Source organism: Lentzea sp. NPDC060358 (assembly GCF_042725365.1).
GTDB lineage: Bacteria > Actinomycetota > Actinomycetes > Mycobacteriales > Pseudonocardiaceae > Lentzea.
Genome location: NZ_JBHXCW010000191.1, coordinates 1 through 15,528 on the forward strand (window position 1 = coordinate 1; position 15,528 = coordinate 15,528).

Genomic DNA, 15,528 nt, shown 5'->3' on the forward strand with positions numbered 1-15,528 from the left:
GTCCTGGAGGAACCGTGGCTCATCCCAGCAGGCGGCTCGCCCTCACCGCCACCGCCGGCGCGCTCGCCGCCCCCGTCCTCACCGGTCCCCGCCCCACGCAAGGAGAGGACAACGGTGAGCAAAGAGGTTCTGCTGGTGGCCGGCACGAGACCGGAGGCGGTGAAGATCGCGCCGGTCGCCATCGCGTTGCGGGGACACCCCGGCCTCCGCCCGACGATCGTCCACAGCGGACAGCACGCCGGCATGGTCGAGCAGGCGCTGGCCGCCTTCGACCTGGAACCGGACCTGCGCCTGGACGTGCCCCGCGACACCGGCACGCAGGCCGAGCTGGTCTCCCGGCTGCTGCCGGGGTTCGACGCCGTGCTGGCGGACCGCGACCCCGCCGTCACCCTCGTGCAGGGCGACACCACGACGACCCTGGCCGCGGCGCTCGCCTCGTTCTGGCGCGGCATCCCCGTGGCGCACCTGGAAGCCGGCCTGCGCACCGGCGACCTCTACGGCCCGTTCCCCGAGGAGGGGAACCGGCAGATGATCTCCCGCATCACCTCGCTGCACCTCGCGCCGACCGACGACGCCGCCACCGCCCTGAACGAGGAACGCCTGCCGGACAGCCACATCGTCGTCACCGGCAACACCGTCGTGGACGCCGTGCAGCGCGTCGCGTCCGCCGACCTGCCCGCCTCCAGCCAGGACGTCGTCGCGCTGGAGCGCAGCCTCGACGCCACCGGCGGCCGGCTCATGCTCGTCACCGTGCACCGCCGCGAGTCGTGGGGCCGCCCGCTCATGCGCGTGCTCAACGCCGTGCGCGCCATCGCCGACCGCCACCCCGACCTGCACGTCCTGATCCCCGCGCACCCGAACCCCGGTGTGCGCGAACAGGTCGTGGCCTCGCTCGGCGGCCACGAACGCGTGGTGGTCACCGACCCGCTCGACTACCCCGACCTCGTGCGCGTGCTGCGCCGCGCCGCCCTGGTGATGACCGACTCCGGTGGCATCCAGGAGGAGGCACCCACGTTCGGCGTGCCGGTGCTGGTGCTGCGGGAGACCACCGAGCGCATGCTCGCCGTCGACGCCGGGTGCGCCTGGCTCGTCGGCACCGACACCACCCGCATCCTCGCCGAGGCGGGCTGGGTGCTCGGGTCCCGGCTGCGGCTGCCGCTGGGGCGCAACCCGTTCGGCGACGGGCGGGCCGCGGTCCGGGTCTGCTCCGCGCTGGAACGGCTGGCGGGCCTCCCGACCGCCCTGCCGCGCCGGGAGCCGTTCGCCACGCTGGCGGGAGCTCGGTGAATGTCACTCGGTCGGGTAATCGCGATTTCCCCAACGGGTGAGATGGGCGCCGAGTCGGCGGTGGCGCCCGTGCGCACACCCATTATCGGGCCGTGGGAAATCGAGCCATGAGGGCACCAGTGCGCAAGAGTCTGATCGCAGGCGCTGTGGTCGCGTTGACGTTCGCGACCGCGGGCCCGGCGCTCGCCGCCAACCCCGCCGGCACCGCGTCCGCCGGATCCGCCGACTTCGCGAAGGCCGGCCAGCCGGTGCAGGTCGAGCCGCTCGCCGTGTGCAGCGTCAACCCCGGCGCGCCGGGCACCGTCACCGGGTCCGACCCGGCCGTGAGCACGACCGGTTTCAAGATCGGGGCGACGAGCTCCACCTGCACGACCGAGGTCGTGGACCCGGACGAGTTCCTGACGAGGACGAAGTCGGTGGCCAAGGGCACCGGGTTCGAGCTGTCGGCGTTCACGGCGCTGCGGGGCCCCCGCCTCAAGATCTCCGAGTGGACGATCACCTGCGAGGCCGACGACAAGGGCACGCAGGCCGGGTGGGAGCTCAGGGGCATGTCGGGCTGGACCGGGCTGCCGCAGCAGATCCCGGCCGGGTACGTGCACGAGGTCAAGGCGAGCGACGGCACCGTGCTCGCCACGGCCAAGTTCACCGACACGGTCTTCCCGGTGCCGAACGACGGCAGCCTGAGCATGACCCTGCTCAGGATCACGTTCGAACCGGCGTCCGGTCACACGGGGACCATCACCCTCGGCACGGCGGCCTGCTCGCCGACGCCGTAACCGGGGCCTGTCCCGCGGGTCTCGTCCGCGACAGTCGCGGCCGAGGGCTCCGGAGACGGCACCGCCGCACCGCGCCCGGTACGAGGGCGCCGCGTCGGCACCGCCTCCGGGACGCTCGACTCTCCTCGGACGAACCCACGGGACATGCCCTGCCTAGGACACGCGCACGCCCGCGGCGAGCAGTTCCTCGACCGCGGCGTCGCGGGTCGTCTGCGCGACGGCCGCCGTCAGGTCGACGAGCACCGTCGTGCGGAAGCCGCTGCGGTGCGCGTCCAAGGCGGTGGCGCGCACGCAGTGGTCGGTCGCGATGCCCACGACGTCCACCTCGGTCACGCCCTTGTCGGTCAGCCAGCCCGCGAGGTCGTTCTCGGCCTCGAAACCCGAGTAGGCGGCGGCGAACCGGCCCTTCGAGAACACCTGCTCGATGCCGGACACGTCGAGCTCCGGGTGGAACGACGCGCCGGGCGAGCCCGCCACGCAGTGCACCGGCCACGAGTCGATGAAGTCCGGTGTCAGCGAGAAGTGGTCACCGGGGTCGACGTGGTAGTCCCGCGTCGCCACCACGTGGTCGTACGCCGACGCGGCGATGTGCTGCGAGATGGCAGCCGCCACGGCGGCGCCCCCGGCCACGGCCAGGGAACCGCCTTCGCAGAAGTCGTTCTGCACGTCGACGACGATCAACGCCTTGGTCATGTCAGCCTTCCAGGTAGATCGTCGGGATCGCGGGCTCGCCGCGCGAGAGCTTGAGACCTTCCCACGGCACGCTCACCAGGGCCGCGCGCAGGCGGTCGCGGTTCTGCTCGAGCGCCGGGACGTCCTCGGTGGTCCGGCCGCCCCGCATCAGCGGGATCTGCACGAGCCGGTCGTGCTCGCCGAGCTCGGGTTCGGCCCAGGCCTGGAACACGACCTCCTCGATGGCCGTGCCGGTGTCCTTGTGGCGGCGCAACGCCTTCTTCCAGCCGCCGCGCGACTGCTTCGACGTGCTGCGCTTCTCCACGTGCCGGCCGTCGACCTCGACCAGCTTGTAGACCATGCCCGCGGTCGGCGCCCCGGACCCGGTCACGACGGAGGTGCCGACGCCGTAGGCGTCCACGGGCTCCGCGCGCAGGGCGGCGATCGCGTACTCGTCGAGGTCGCTCGACACGACGATGCGGGTGTTCTTCGCGCCGAGCGAGTCGAGCTGGTCGCGCGCCTGCCTCGCCATCACGCCGAGGTCGCCCGAGTCGATCCGGATCGCGCCGAGCTCGGGGCCCGCGACGGCGACGGCCTTCTTGATGCCCTCGGAGATGTCGTAGGTGTCGACCAGCAGCGTCGTGCCGACGCCCAGGGCCTCGACCTGGCTGCGGAAGGCCTCTTCCTCGGTGTCGTGCAGCAACGTGAACGCGTGCGCGCACGTGCCGGCCGTCGGGATGCCGTGCCGGCGGCCCGCCTCGAGGTTGGAGGTGGCGTTGAAGCCCGCCAGGTACGCCGCGCGGGCGCACGCCACGGCCGCCTCCTCGTGCGTGCGGCGGGACCCCATCTCGATCATGTGGCGGCCGTTCGCGGCGCTCACCATGCGGGCGGCGGCGGACGCGATGGCGCTGTCGTGGTTGAGGATCGAGAGCGCGAGCGTCTCCAGCACGACCCCCTCCGCGAACGACGCCCTCACCGTCAGCACCGGGGATCCGGGGAAGTAGAGCTCGCCCTCCGGGTACCCGTCGACCTCACCGGAGAACCGGTAGTTCGCGAGCCATTCCAAAGTCGAATCGTCGACCACGGCGTTGCGGCGCAGCTGGTCGATCTCCTCCTCGCCGAAGCGGAACTGCTCGATCGCGTCGAGCAGCCGGTTCACCCCGGCGACGACGCCGTAGCGGCGCCCGTCGGGCAGTCTGCGGGCGAAGACCTCGAACACGCACGGACGGTCACCAGTACCGTCACGCAGCGCGGCCGCGAGCATCGTGAGCTCGTAGTGGTCTGTCAGCAACGCCGTCGAGTTCATGGTCACCAACCCTAAGGTCGCATCCGGTTCAGTCCCATGCGGTGTCCGTCACCGCGGCGAACATGACACCATTGGCGGTATGACCACGCCCGTCGAACAGGAACGGACGCAGCCGGAGGCCGTCGGCGCGGAGAGCGCCGCAGAGGACAGGCCGTGGCAGACCGTGGTCTGGAACGACCCGGTCAACCTCATGTCGTACGTGACGTACGTCTTCCAGAAGCTGTTCGGCTTCAGCAGGGACAAGGCGACCCAGCTGATGCTCGACGTGCACCACAAGGGCAGAGCGATCGTGACATCGGGCACCAAGGACAAGGTAGAGGCCGACGTGGCGAAGCTCCACGCGGCAGGGCTCTGGGCGACCATGCAGCGGGCCTCGTGAAGCGGTGGATCCGCGACGGCGACGTCGTCGTCGGCCGTCTCGACCAGCAGGAGGCCGCGGTCGTGCGCGGTCTGGTCAGCCAGATCCAGGACATGCTCCTGGCCCGCGCCGAGGAGTCGCCGCAGGACGAGCTCGCCGAGCTCACCGGCATCAGGACCGGGTCGTCGGAGGCACCGGACGACCCGATCCTCGGCAGGCTGCTCCCGGACTTCCACCGGCTCGACGACGACGCGCCCGACCCGGACGAGGTGAACTCCGCCGCGGCGTTGCGCTCGCTGCACGAGCCGGAGCTGCTCGACCACAAGACCGGCGCGGCCGAGACGGTGCTGCAGACCTGCTCGCCCGACGGCGGCGAGATCCGGCTCACGATCGCCGAGGCCGAGGCCTGGATGGCGTCGCTCAACGACGTGCGGCTGGCCCTCGGGACGGCGCTCGACGTCACCGAGGACATGCCGGACGAGCTGCCGCCGGACGACCCGCGCTCGCCGCACCTGGGCGTCTACCACTGGCTGACCTGGGTGCAGGACACGCTGGTCGAGGCGATGCTGCCGTGATCCCCGGCGTCCTCGTCGGGCACCACCACCGCGTCGAACCCGGCTGGGCCACGGGCACGACGGTCGTCCTGGTGCCGGAGGGCGCGGTCGGTGCCGTGGACGGCCGCGGTGGTGCGCCCGGCACCCGCGAGACCGACCTGCTGGACCCGTCGAACCTGGTCCAGGAGGTGCATGCGGTGTGCCTGAGCGGCGGGTCGGCCTACGGGCTGGCGGCCGCAGACGGCGTCATGCGCTGGCTGTCCGAGCGCTCGATCGGGTTCCCGGTCGGCGCCGAGCCGCACCACGTCGTGCCGATCGTGCCGGGAGCGGTGATCTTCGACCTGCCGATGTCCGAGTGGGGCAACCGGCCGGACGCCTCCTTCGGCCACGCGGCCTGCGCGGCGGCGTCCGAGGAGTTCGCCCTGGGCTGCGTCGGCGCGGGTGCCGGCGCGCGGGTCGGGTCGCTGAAGGGCGGTGTCGGGGCCGCCTCGACGACGGCCGGCGCGCACCGGATCGGCGCGCTGGCCGTGGTGAACGCCGCCGGCGAGGTCGTCGACCGCGCGTCGGGCCTGCCGTGGCTGCCCTCGCTGGGCACGACCGCCGTCGCGCTGCCCGACCGCAAGCCCGACGGCCTGAACACCACGATCGGCGTGGTCGCGGTGGACGCCGACCTGTCGAAGGCGGAGTGCCGGCGGCTCGCGATGGCCGCCCAGGACGGCCTGGCCCGCGCCGTGCGGCCCGCCCACTCGATGTTCGACGGCGACACGGTGTTCGCGCTGGCCACGGGCGCCGTGCCGCTGGCGGGGCCGCGCGCGTTCGCGCTGGACGCGCTGTGCACGGCCGCCGCCGACGTGTTCGCCGAGGCCGTGGTGTCCGGTGTGCGCGAGGCGACGACGGTGAACGGCGTGGCTGCTTTCCGCGACCTCTGAGTGGGTAGTCCTGCGGTATGGCCGATGTCATCGATCAAGCAGCAGGCGTCGTCACCGAGCTCGCGCCGCCCGGTGCGGTGCGCGAGATCCCCTTCCGGGAGCTGGCCGCCGTCGCGCCCGCGGGGCTCTTCGTCGCCGCGTTCCTCGTGCCGCCGGGGCTGGGCAAGGTGCTGATGAAGCTCGGCGTGGCCGCCACGCCGCTGGCCGCGTGGGCGGAGCTGGCCGCGTGGCGCGGCCTCGACCAGGCACAACGGCGGCGCGGTGTCGCGTTGCTGGCCCTCTACCTCGTGGTGGTGCTCAGCCGGCGTCGATGAACGCCTTGAAGTGGGCGACGTTGCGCTCCACCTGCTCGCGCAGCGTCTTCTCGAGCACCCGGCCGGCGAGCCTCAGCAGCCCGGACAGCTCGAACTCGTTGTCGCACACCAGCAGCGTGTGCCGGTCGTCGATCGCGGAGAAGCGGTTCGTGATCGTGTGCACCATGCCGGTCATCTCGTTGCGGGAGACGCGTTCGTCCGCCGTGGCGGACAGGACGGTCTCCTCGAACGTGAACGTGCGGTACTTCAGCGTCGCGGTCGCTCCGGGAGCGCCGGGCGTGCCGGTGCGCCGGGTGATGCCGACGAGGTCGGGCTGCCAGTGGCGCGGGTGGTCCGGATCGGACGTCAGCGCGCGCACCCGTTCGATCGGCTGGTCGAGCACGACCTGCTTGGTGAACCGCATCGGCCCAGGTTAGGGCAAGTGTCCGGCGACTTGTCTCGCATACCGAGACAACTCCCGCCGGCCCGTAGGATTGAGCGCGTGCTGGTGATTCGCCGTGACCTGGTGGACGCGATGGTGGCCCACGCGCGCCGCGACCATCCCGACGAGGCGTGCGGGGTGATCGCCGGGCCGTCCGGGGACCGCCCCGAGCGGTTCGTCGAGATGGAGAACGCGGAGCGGTCGCCCACGTTCTACCGGTTCGACGCCGCCGAGCAGCTCAAGGTGTGGCGCGAGATGGACGCGAACGACGAGGTGCCGGTGGTCATCTACCACTCGCACACCGCGACGGAGGCGTACCCGTCCCGCACCGACATCTCGTTCGCGGGCGAGCCGGAGGCCCACTACGTGCTGGTCTCGACGCGTGACCCGATCGAGCACGAGCTGCGCTCGTACCGCATCGTCGACGGTGTCGTGACCGAGGAACCGGTCAAGATCATCGAATCCTGAGTTACGTTTCTGCGGAGGTAGAACCATCATGGCCGTCACCGTGTCGATCCCGACCATCCTGCGCACCCACACCGGGGGCGAGAAGTCGGTGCCCGCCACCGGCACGACGCTCGCCGAGGTCATCGACGACCTGGAGAACAACCACGGCGGCCTCAAGGCCCGCCTGGTGAAGGAAGGCTCGCTGCACCGCTTCGTCAACGTCTACGTCAACGACGAGGACGTGCGCTTCGCCGGTGGTCTCACCGCCCCGGTGAAGGACGGCGACAACGTCACCATCCTCCCGGCCGTCGCGGGCGGCTGATCTCCGCCATGGCCCGTTACGACTCGCTCCTGGACGCGCTCGGCGGCACGCCGCTGGTGGGCCTGCCCCGCCTGTCGCCGTCGCCGGACGTGCGCCTCTGGGCGAAGCTCGAGGACCGCAACCCGACCGGCTCGATCAAGGACCGGCCCGCGCTGGCCATGATCGAGGCGGCGGAGCGGGACGGCGTGCTGCGCCCCGGCGCGACGATCCTGGAGCCGACCTCCGGCAACACCGGCATCTCGCTCGCGATGGCAGCGAAGCTCAAGGGCTACGGCCTCGTGTGCGTGATGCCGGAGAACACCTCGACCGAGCGCCGCCAGCTGCTGCAGGCCTACGGCGCCCGCATCGTGTTCTCCCCGGCCGCGGGCGGGTCGAACCAGGCCGTCGCCACCGCGAAGGAGATCGCGAAGCAGAACCCGGACTGGGTGATGCTCTACCAGTACGGCAACCCGGCGAACGCGGACGCGCACTTCCGCGGCACCGGCCCGGAGATCCTGAAGGACCTCCCGGAGATCACGCACTTCGTGGCCGGCCTGGGCACGACGGGCACGCTCGTCGGCGTGGGCCGCTACCTGCGCGAGGCCAAACCGGACGTGCAGGTCATCGCCGCCGAGCCCCGCTACGGCGAGCTGGTCTACGGCCTGCGCAACCTCGACGAGGGCTTCGTGCCGGAGCTGTACGACGAGACGGTGCTGACCGGGCGCTACTCGGTCGGCTCCTACGACGCGCTGCGCCGCACCCGGCAGCTGCTCGAGACCGAGGGCATCTTCGCCGGCATCTCCACGGGCGCGATCCTGCACGCGGCGCTGGCCGTGGCGCAGAAGGCCGAGGTGGCGGGGAAGTCCGCGGACATCGTGTTCATCGTGTGCGACGGCGGCTGGAAGTACCTGTCCACCGGGGCCTACGCCGGGACGCTGGACGAGGCCGCCGCGAAGCTCGACGGCCACCTCTGGGCGTGAGACCGCTCGCCGGAGCGAGCCCGGACCGCCGGACCCCCTGAGCACGGTGGGACGCAGGGGGTCCCGGCTCGGGGGACGCCCGCGTCAACCCGGCGGCCCGGAAGTCGTCAGCTGCCGTCCCCGGTGCGGCCACTGGCCTGGAGGACCTCGACGACGCGGGACACGAAGCCGACCACGACGCTGCGCTGGTCGGGCGACAGCGACCGGCTGACGGCGTCGATGTCCTCGATGGTGGTGGCCCACGCGGCTCGCTCCGCCTGCTGAGCCGCCGGGGTGGCCTTGACGGTGACGCGGCGGCGGTCGTGGGCGTCGCGGACGCGTTCGACGTGCCCGGAGCGTTCGAGCCGGTCGATCAAGGTCGTCGCCGACGCGGTGCGGATGCCGAGGTGTCGTGCGAGGTCGGTCGCGCCCATGGGGCCGTTCAGCCCGAGAGCGGCTATGGCGGTCATGTCGGTGGCGTTCATCGCCATGACCTTGGCCATCCGGTCCGTCAGTTCCTGGGTGGCTTCGGCAAGCCTGCGCACCACGATCGTCGCGTCGTCGAGGTCTTGTGGTGGCCACGGCGCGGACGCATCGCTCATGGGCACATCCTTCCACACTCTAGTAACTAGACTAGCTAATTATCAGTTTGTCTTGTAACGTCGGCGCGGTCACGCCGCCTTCTCCTCGGGAACCCTTGTGCGGCAGGCAATTCGTCCAGTCGAAGGGACCGCCGTCATGACCGCGACCTCCTCCGCCCTGCCGCGCCGCGGCGTGACCGGACGGCACACCGAGCGCGGTGTGCCGCACGGCGTCACCTCGATCACCCCGTACGTCGGTGTGGCCGACGTCGTGGCCGCCGCGCGCTTCTACACCGAGGTCTTCCACGCCCGGACGGTCACCCTGACCAGGCTCGGCGACCTCGTCATCCACGCGCAGCTCGACTTCGGTCACGGGCATCTCCACCTCGAGATGCCCGACCCCGCCGGCGGCGGGTTGTCCGGTCCCCCTCCGGGCGGACCGGACCGGACCGCGTTCGCCCACTACTGCGAGGACGTGGAAGCGGTGACCGGACGAGCCGTCGCGGCAGGTGCGGACCAACTCGGTCCCGTCGTGGAGTTCCCGTCCGGTGACCGCTTCACCGCCGTCCGCGACCCGCACGGGGTGAGGTGGTCGATCACCTCCCGGGTCGCCGACCTCTCCGAGACCGAGAGCGCGCGTCGCGTCGCGGAGTGGGCCGCCCGGCGCGCGGATCCCGCCGGCACGTCCTGACAGCACACCTCGAAGGCGCCCCGGAACAGGGATCTACCCGTTGAAGGCCACGCCCGGCAGGCCCTGGCCCAGTCCGGGCAGCACGAGCACCGACCCGTTCAGCTGCCGCTCCACCAGCACCTCGTCCGGCAGCCCGACGCGCGCGGACGTGACGTAGAGGTCCGTGAAGTCCGGCCCGCCGAAGCAGCACGCCGTCGGGTTGTCGACGGGCAGCGCGATCTCGCGGTCGAGCTCACCGGCCGGCGTGTAGCGGCGCACGGCGTGCCCGCCCCACAGAGCGACCCACACGCACCCGTCGGCGTCGACGCACAGCCCGTCCGGCCAGCCGTCGGTGCCGTCGACGTGGGTGAGCGGGCGGCGGTTCGCGACGGTGCCGTCGGAGTTGTCGAAGTCGAGGACGTCGATGCGGCGGGTCGGCGTGTCGATGAAGTACATGAGCTTCGAGTCGGGGCTCCAGCCCACGCCGTTGCTCGTGTTCACCTGGTCCAGCACGACCTTCGCGGCGCCGTCACCCGTGACGCGGGCGAGCCAGCCCTCGTCGGAGGCCTGGTCGTAGCGCATGGTGCCGGCCCACAACCGGCCCGCCGGGTCGATGCCCGCGTCGTTGCCGCGCACACCGTCACGCGCCCAGTAGACGAGCCACGTCTTGCCGCCGTCGCGGTCGATCAGCGCGATGCCGTCGCGCAGGTTGCAGACGATGCCGCCCTGAGCGCGCGGTTTGGCGGCACCCACGTGCTGCGGCACGGTCAGCACCGCGTCGTCGTCGCGCGCGGGTGCGTAGCGGTGCACTTCGGAGGCGAGGATGTCCACCCACAGCAACGTGGAGCTGCTGTGGTCCCACGTCGGGCCCTCGCCGAGCTGGGCCGATGCGCGTACCGCCACTTCAATCGACACCCGATCACCTTATGTGCACGTACGCTGGAGGCGTGGACCGCACCACTGCGCTCGCGAAACGGGTCATCCCGCCGCACCCCGTGCTGTCGCTGCTCGTCGTGGCCGGGTTCGTCGGCTTCCTCTACGTCGTCGAGGCCTTCGACACGGCGACCGGTGGTTCGCTGGAGGACGACGGCGTGCGGCCGCGCGACTTCGGCGAGTGGGACAACCTGCTGTGGATGCCGTTGATCCACGGCGACTGGAGCCACCTCACCGGCAACGCGGTTCCGTTGCTGCTGCTCGGTTTTCTCGCGAGCTCGGGTGGGGTGAAGCAGTTCTTCCAGGTCACGGTCGTGGTGTGGCTGACCTCCGCGCTGGGCGTGTGGGTGTTCGGCAGCCCCGGCAGCCACATCGGCGCGTCCGGGATCGTGTTCGGGTACCTCGCCTTCCTGCTCGTGCGCGGGCTCTTCGCGCGCTCGTGGCTGCAGCTCGTCATCGCGGTCGGCGTGTTCGCGTTGTACGGCGCGGCGTTGTGGGGTGTCCTGCCCGGACAGCCGGGTGTGTCGTGGGAAGGCCACCTGTTCGGCGCAATCGGTGGAGTAATGGCCGCGTGGGGTGTCTCGCGCGACAACCGCAGGAGCAGCTCACCGGCTACATTCACGGCGTGACGATCGGGATCATGGACTCGGGCGTCGGAGGCCTCACGGTCGCCCGCGCGATCATGGACCAGTTGCCGGGCGAGTCGATCCACTACATCGGCGACACGGCCAACGGTCCCTACGGGCCGCTGCCGATCGCGCAGGCCCGCGAGCACGCGCTGCGGGTCTGCGACCGGCTGGTCGACGAGGGTTCCAAGATGCTCGTCATCGCCTGCAACACCGCGTCCGCCGCCTGCTTCCGCGACGCCCGTGAACGCTACGACGTGCCCGTCGTCGAGGTGATCCTCCCCGCGGTGCGCCGCGCGGTGATGACGACGCGCAGCGGGCGCATCGGCGTGATCGCCACGGTCGGCACGATCAACTCCCACGCCTACCAGGACGCCTTCCAGGCGGCGCGCGACGCGACGGTGACGGCGGCGGCGTGCCCCCGGTTCGTCGACTTCGTCGAGCGCGGCACCACCTCCGGGCGCCAGGTCCTCGGACTGGCCCAGGCCTACCTGGAACCGTTGCAGCGCGCCGAGGTCGACACCGTCGTGCTCGGCTGCACGCACTACCCCCTGCTGACCGGCGTGGTCCAGATCGTCATGGGAGAGCACGTGACGCTGGTGTCGAGCGCCGAGGAGACCGTGAAGGACGTCGTGCGGCTGCTGACCGAGCGGGACGGGTTCGCGACCGAGCCGCCGGTGCACCGCATCACCTGCACCGGGCCGCCGGAGCGGTTCGCGAAGCTCGCCGCCCGGTTCCTGCCGACCTTCGAACAGTGGGGCTGACGTGCTGCTGACCGTGCTCGGCTGCTCCGGCAGCATCCCCGGACCCGGCGCGGCGGCGTCGGGGTACCTCCTGGAGGCCGGCGGGTTCACGCTGGCGCTGGAGTTCGGCAACGGCGTGCTGTCGCGGTTCCAGGAGGAGCGCCCGCTGTTCTCGATGGACGCCCTGGTGCTCTCGCACCTGCACCCCGACCACTGCATCGACGTGTCGTCCCTCTACGTGGCGCGGAAGTACCACCCGTCGCCCCCGTCCGAGGTCCTGCCGGTCTTCGCCCCCGCCGAGGCGCACTCGCGGTTCGTCGCGGGCTACGCGCCCGACGCCGCCGAACGGGCGTCGCTCGACTTCGGCGACGTCTTCGCGTTCCACCCGCTGGCCGACGGCGCCGCGGTCCGGATCGGACCGTTCACTGTGGAGCCCGCCCTGGTGGCACACCCTTGCGAGGCCTACGGGTTCCGCATCTCGTGCGGCGGCGTGTCCCTCGCCTACACCGGTGACAGCGGGCCGTGCGAGGCGCTGGAGACGGTGTCGGCGGGCGTCGACGTGCTGCTGAGCGAGGCGAGCTGGACGCACGCCCCGGAACGCCAGCCCGACCTGCACCTGTCCGGGCGGCAGGCGGGCGAACTGGCGGCGCGCGCGGGCGCCGGCCGGCTGCTGATCACGCACGTGCCGCCGTGGACGTCGCGGGAGGCCGTGCTGAAGGAGGCCCAGTCGGCCTTCGACGGGCCGTGCGAGCTGGTCGTAGAGGGCGGCCGGTACGAGGTGGGGGAGCAGGCATGATCAACGTGGAGCGCGCCGGCGAGCACGAGTTCGTCGCGACGAACGGCAGAGGCGCCTCGGTGCGCATCGGCCGCAAGGACCAGGAGGGCTCGTTCAGCCCGGTGGAACTGCTCGTGGCGGCCGCCGCCGGCTGCGCGCTCGTGACGTCGGAGACGCTCGTGCTGCGCCGGACGGGCACGGACGAGCTCTCCGCGGTCGCGGACGCGGTCCAGTCCGAGAGCGGCAACGAGGTGATCTCCATCCCGGTGACGCTCTCCTACGACCTGTCCGGCGTGGACGACCCGGAGGCGCTCGAAGTCGTCGTCCGGCGCGCCGTGGAGCAGTTCTGCACGGTCACGCGGACGTTGAAGCAGTCGGCGACGGCGCCGCTTCAGCTCCCCACGCCGCTCCAGACGGCCCCGGACCCGCTGTGACCGGCGCGCACGGTCTGCACCGTCGTCCCGATCGCGAGCAGCACCACCAGCACGGACACCACGACTGAGACCACCCGCCACGTCTTCGTGGTGGGTGCCTCCGCCTGCCGCTCCCGGTCGGCGAGCCGTCCGGCGACCAGCAGCGCGATCACCGCGACGCCGAACCCGAGCGCGATGGGCAGCAGCATGTCGCCGAGCTCGCCGTGCGCCTGGATGGCGGGGTTCTGCACGCCGTTGCGCTCGAGCGCGCCCATGAGGTCCTCGCCGGCCTGCTTGGCGGCGGGCACGGCGGCGACACCGGCCAGCGTGACCCCGAGAACGGGCCACGCGTACCTGCGCCGCCAGTTCGGGACCAGCGCGATCGCGATCGCGCCGAGCGCCGCGAGGGGCAGCAGCACGACCACCGCGTGCACCAGCAGCGGGTGAAGCGGAATACCGTCGATCGTCAGCATGTCTCTCCCTACGCCATCACGCCCCGCAGGGTTCATTAGGGTAGGGCCCGTGGTGCGAAGCGATGGCCGATACGACGACGTGTTGCGTGACATCCGAATCACGCGTGGATACCAGACCTGGCCCGCGGGCTCGGTCCTGGTCGAGTTCGGGAACACCCGCGTGCTCTGCGCGGCGAGTGTCACCGAGGGCGTCCCCCGCTGGCGGCAGGGCTCCGGCCTCGGCTGGGTGACCGCCGAGTACGCGATGCTCCCGTCCGCCACCCACTCGCGCAGCGACCGCGAGTCGGTGAAGGGCCGCATCGGCGGCCGCACGCACGAGATCTCCCGCCTGATCGGCCGCTCGCTGCGCGCCTGCATCGACCTGGCGGCGCTCGGCGAGAACACCATCGTCATCGACTGCGACGTGATCCAGGCCGACGGCGGCACCCGCACCGCGGCGATCACCGGCGCCTACGTGGCACTGGTCGACGCCGTGACGTACCTGGGCGCGGCTGGCCGGCTGGCCGACCCCTCGCCCCTGTCGTGCGCCGTGTCCGCCGTGTCGGTGGGCGTCGTCGACGGCCGCGTCCGCCTCGACCTGCCCTACGAGGAGGACTCGCGGGCCGAGGTCGACATGAACGTCGTCGCCACCGACGCCGGCACGCTGATCGAGGTCCAGGGAACCGGTGAGGGCGCGACGTTCGCCCGGTCCACTCTGGACCGGATGCTGGACGTGGCGCTGCAGGGCTGCGCCGAGCTGAACCGGATCCAGGCGCGCGCTCTCGCCGAGCCCTACCCCGGCGTGCTGCCGGAGCCGAAGACCGGTGGCAAGCGGTGAAGCTCCTCCTCGCCTCGCGCAACGCCAAGAAGCTCCGCGAGCTGCAGCGGATCGTCGTCGCGGAGAAGCTCACGGGCATCGAGGTGCTGTCCCTGTCGGACGTGCCGGAGTTCCCCGAGGCACCGGAAACCGCTCCCGACTTCGAGGGCAACGCCCTGGCCAAGGCCCGCGACGCCGCCGCCGCCACCGGGCTCGTCTCGGTGGCCGACGACTCCGGCCTGGCCGTCGACGAGCTGAACGGCATGCCCGGTGTCCTGTCCGCCCGGTGGTCCGGGCGGCACGGCGACGACGACGCGAACCTGGACCTGCTGCTCGGCCAGCTCGGCGACGTGCCGGACGAGCGGCGTGGCGCGGCCTTCGTGTCCGTGGTGGCCCTGGTCGTGCCCGGTGGCGAAGAGGTCGTGGTCCGCGGGGAGTGGCGCGGCACCCTGCTGCGTGCGCGGCGCGGGACCGGCGGCTTCGGCTACGACCCGATCTTCGTGCCCGAGGGCTTCGAGATGACCTCGGCCGAGATGACTCCCGAGGAGAAGGACGCGGAGTCGCACCGCGGCCGCGCGTTGAAGCTGCTGGTCCCTTACCTGCGCAAGCTCGGTTAGTTCACGCCACCGCGTGTGCGTGGGACGCGACCGACACCACGCACACGCCGGCCGCGATGAGGGCCATGCCCGCGAGCATGGCGAGGTTCAGCGGGTCGGCGAACAGGACCCGGCTCGTCAGGGCGACCAGCGCGATGCCCGCGCCCGCCCAGATCGCGTAGGTGACGGCCACCGGCAGGCCCATCCTGATCACCTGCGACTCCAGGTACAGGGCGGTGAGGAAGCCGGCGCCCAGTCCGGCCACGGGCCACGGTTTGGTGAAGCCCTCGGAGTACTTCAGGCACAGGGTCGCGAACACCTCCGCGCCCACGGCGAGGGTCAGCAGAATCCACTTCAGCATTGAATTTTCCCAGCACGAAATGCACGTGACGCGAAGCGCACGTGTTTGCCTGTGAACGGACGGACGGGGCTGAACGCCCTGGTCAGCCGCCTCGCGTGGGGAAGTGGACGCGCAAGGTGAAATCAGACGGGATGTCGGGGCCGCGAGGTGTCGTCAAGCGACACACGGTGTATCACCCTCACCGGAACAAGGGGCGGCATTGTGCGCGCCCTGTTCCCGACCCTACCCGAAGAAAGG

Annotated in this window: 23 protein-coding genes; 16 read left to right on the plus strand and 7 right to left on the minus strand. The window is 71.7% G+C overall.

Annotated elements, in window-relative coordinates; all coding sequences use genetic code 11:
- The first annotated feature begins 114 nt into the window (after positions 1–114).
- On the plus strand, positions 115–1,287 hold the full coding sequence (wecB, locus tag ACFWGZ_RS30670) for a non-hydrolyzing UDP-N-acetylglucosamine 2-epimerase (protein WP_382455069.1): 1,173 nt from the start codon (positions 115–117) through the stop codon (positions 1,285–1,287).
- Positions 1,288–1,394: 107 nt separating this feature from the next.
- Entirely contained in the window at positions 1,395–2,063 is a 669-nt protein-coding gene (locus tag ACFWGZ_RS30675; RefSeq protein ID WP_382455070.1) for a hypothetical protein, read from the plus strand.
- A gap of 153 nt (positions 2,064–2,216) precedes the next feature.
- Here ACFWGZ_RS30675 and ACFWGZ_RS30680 read toward each other — a convergent pair whose 3' ends face one another.
- Positions 2,217–2,756 (minus strand): isochorismatase family protein, encoded by a 540-nt coding sequence (locus ACFWGZ_RS30680; protein WP_382455071.1) that lies wholly within the window; start codon positions 2,754–2,756, stop codon positions 2,217–2,219.
- Position 2,757: 1 nt separating this feature from the next.
- Complete coding sequence (locus ACFWGZ_RS30685; RefSeq protein ID WP_382455090.1) at positions 2,758–4,041, minus strand: nicotinate phosphoribosyltransferase; 1,284 nt, start codon at positions 4,039–4,041, stop codon at positions 2,758–2,760.
- 79 nt (positions 4,042–4,120) lie between these two features.
- Here ACFWGZ_RS30685 and clpS point away from each other — a divergent pair, with 79 nt between their 5' ends.
- From clpS to ACFWGZ_RS30705, 4 genes are read left to right on the plus strand one after another with little or no spacing between them, the layout of a single operon-like run.
- On the plus strand, positions 4,121–4,420 hold the full coding sequence (gene clpS, locus ACFWGZ_RS30690; RefSeq protein WP_382455072.1) for an ATP-dependent Clp protease adapter ClpS: 300 nt from the start codon (positions 4,121–4,123) through the stop codon (positions 4,418–4,420).
- Entirely contained in the window at positions 4,417–4,974 is a 558-nt protein-coding gene (locus ACFWGZ_RS30695) for a DUF2017 domain-containing protein (protein ID WP_382455073.1), read from the plus strand. The genes clpS and ACFWGZ_RS30695 overlap by 4 nt, the downstream gene beginning before the upstream one ends.
- Positions 4,971–5,882, plus strand: a complete 912-nt coding sequence (locus tag ACFWGZ_RS30700; RefSeq protein ID WP_382455074.1) for a P1 family peptidase — start codon at positions 4,971–4,973, stop codon at positions 5,880–5,882. The genes ACFWGZ_RS30695 and ACFWGZ_RS30700 overlap by 4 nt, the downstream gene beginning before the upstream one ends.
- Positions 5,883–5,899: 17 nt before the next feature.
- Entirely contained in the window at positions 5,900–6,196 is a 297-nt protein-coding gene (locus tag ACFWGZ_RS30705; RefSeq protein ID WP_382455075.1) for a hypothetical protein, read from the plus strand.
- Here the strand turns inward: ACFWGZ_RS30705 and ACFWGZ_RS30710 are convergent.
- Positions 6,180–6,599: an SRPBCC family protein gene (locus tag ACFWGZ_RS30710; protein ID WP_382455076.1), complete on the minus strand. Its 420-nt coding sequence runs from the start codon at positions 6,597–6,599 to the stop codon at positions 6,180–6,182. The genes ACFWGZ_RS30705 and ACFWGZ_RS30710 overlap by 17 nt on opposite strands.
- Before the next feature lie 78 nt (positions 6,600–6,677).
- On the opposite strand from ACFWGZ_RS30710, the gene ACFWGZ_RS30715 reads away from it, so the two are divergent.
- Genes ACFWGZ_RS30715 through ACFWGZ_RS30725 form a run of 3 tightly spaced genes read left to right on the plus strand, consistent with a single transcriptional unit; the run spans position 6,678 to position 8,345 of the window.
- Complete coding sequence (locus ACFWGZ_RS30715; protein ID WP_382455077.1) at positions 6,678–7,085, plus strand: Mov34/MPN/PAD-1 family protein; 408 nt, start codon at positions 6,678–6,680, stop codon at positions 7,083–7,085.
- Between the two features lie 28 nt (positions 7,086–7,113).
- Complete coding sequence (locus ACFWGZ_RS30720; protein WP_382455078.1) at positions 7,114–7,386, plus strand: MoaD/ThiS family protein; 273 nt, start codon at positions 7,114–7,116, stop codon at positions 7,384–7,386.
- An 8-nt stretch (positions 7,387–7,394) separates the two neighbouring features.
- The gene (locus ACFWGZ_RS30725; RefSeq protein WP_382455079.1) at positions 7,395–8,345 is read left to right on the plus strand and encodes a PLP-dependent cysteine synthase family protein; all 951 of its coding nucleotides are present in this window, start codon (positions 7,395–7,397) and stop codon (positions 8,343–8,345) included.
- A gap of 107 nt (positions 8,346–8,452) precedes the next feature.
- Here ACFWGZ_RS30725 and ACFWGZ_RS30730 read toward each other — a convergent pair whose 3' ends face one another.
- Complete coding sequence (locus tag ACFWGZ_RS30730; RefSeq protein WP_382455080.1) at positions 8,453–8,926, minus strand: MarR family winged helix-turn-helix transcriptional regulator; 474 nt, start codon at positions 8,924–8,926, stop codon at positions 8,453–8,455.
- Between the two features lie 136 nt (positions 8,927–9,062).
- Here ACFWGZ_RS30730 and ACFWGZ_RS30735 point away from each other — a divergent pair, with 136 nt between their 5' ends.
- Entirely contained in the window at positions 9,063–9,596 is a 534-nt protein-coding gene (locus ACFWGZ_RS30735) for a VOC family protein (RefSeq protein ID WP_382455081.1), read from the plus strand.
- 33 nt (positions 9,597–9,629) lie between these two features.
- Here ACFWGZ_RS30735 and ACFWGZ_RS30740 read toward each other — a convergent pair whose 3' ends face one another.
- Positions 9,630–10,490, minus strand: coding sequence for an SMP-30/gluconolactonase/LRE family protein (locus tag ACFWGZ_RS30740; RefSeq protein WP_382455082.1), 861 nt, complete (start codon positions 10,488–10,490; stop codon positions 9,630–9,632).
- A gap of 32 nt (positions 10,491–10,522) precedes the next feature.
- On the opposite strand from ACFWGZ_RS30740, the gene ACFWGZ_RS30745 reads away from it, so the two are divergent.
- From ACFWGZ_RS30745 to ACFWGZ_RS30760, 4 genes are read left to right on the plus strand one after another with little or no spacing between them, the layout of a single operon-like run.
- A complete protein-coding gene (locus ACFWGZ_RS30745) occupies positions 10,523–11,137 on the plus strand; it encodes a rhomboid family intramembrane serine protease (protein ID WP_382455083.1) in 615 nt (204 codons plus the stop codon).
- Positions 11,138–11,148: 11 nt separating this feature from the next.
- Positions 11,149–11,898: a glutamate racemase gene (gene murI, locus ACFWGZ_RS30750; protein WP_382455091.1), complete on the plus strand. Its 750-nt coding sequence runs from the start codon at positions 11,149–11,151 to the stop codon at positions 11,896–11,898.
- 1 nt (position 11,899) lies between these two features.
- On the plus strand, positions 11,900–12,673 hold the full coding sequence (locus tag ACFWGZ_RS30755; protein WP_382455084.1) for an MBL fold metallo-hydrolase: 774 nt from the start codon (positions 11,900–11,902) through the stop codon (positions 12,671–12,673).
- Entirely contained in the window at positions 12,670–13,086 is a 417-nt protein-coding gene (locus tag ACFWGZ_RS30760) for an OsmC family protein (protein WP_382455085.1), read from the plus strand. The genes ACFWGZ_RS30755 and ACFWGZ_RS30760 overlap by 4 nt, the downstream gene beginning before the upstream one ends.
- Here the strand turns inward: ACFWGZ_RS30760 and ACFWGZ_RS30765 are convergent.
- Positions 13,044–13,538, minus strand: coding sequence for a DUF2231 domain-containing protein (locus ACFWGZ_RS30765; protein WP_382455086.1), 495 nt, complete (start codon positions 13,536–13,538; stop codon positions 13,044–13,046). The two genes, ACFWGZ_RS30760 and ACFWGZ_RS30765, sit on opposite strands and share 43 nt — an antisense overlap.
- Before the next feature lie 49 nt (positions 13,539–13,587).
- On the opposite strand from ACFWGZ_RS30765, the gene rph reads away from it, so the two are divergent.
- On the plus strand, positions 13,588–14,355 hold the full coding sequence (gene rph, locus ACFWGZ_RS30770; protein WP_382455087.1) for a ribonuclease PH: 768 nt from the start codon (positions 13,588–13,590) through the stop codon (positions 14,353–14,355).
- Complete coding sequence (gene rdgB, locus ACFWGZ_RS30775; RefSeq protein ID WP_382455088.1) at positions 14,352–14,951, plus strand: RdgB/HAM1 family non-canonical purine NTP pyrophosphatase; 600 nt, start codon at positions 14,352–14,354, stop codon at positions 14,949–14,951. Before rph ends, rdgB begins: the two co-directional genes overlap by 4 nt.
- 1 nt (position 14,952) lies before the next feature.
- Here rdgB and ACFWGZ_RS30780 read toward each other — a convergent pair whose 3' ends face one another.
- Positions 14,953–15,291, minus strand: coding sequence for a DMT family transporter (locus tag ACFWGZ_RS30780; RefSeq protein WP_382455089.1), 339 nt, complete (start codon positions 15,289–15,291; stop codon positions 14,953–14,955).
- Positions 15,292–15,528: the final 237 nt, after the last annotated feature.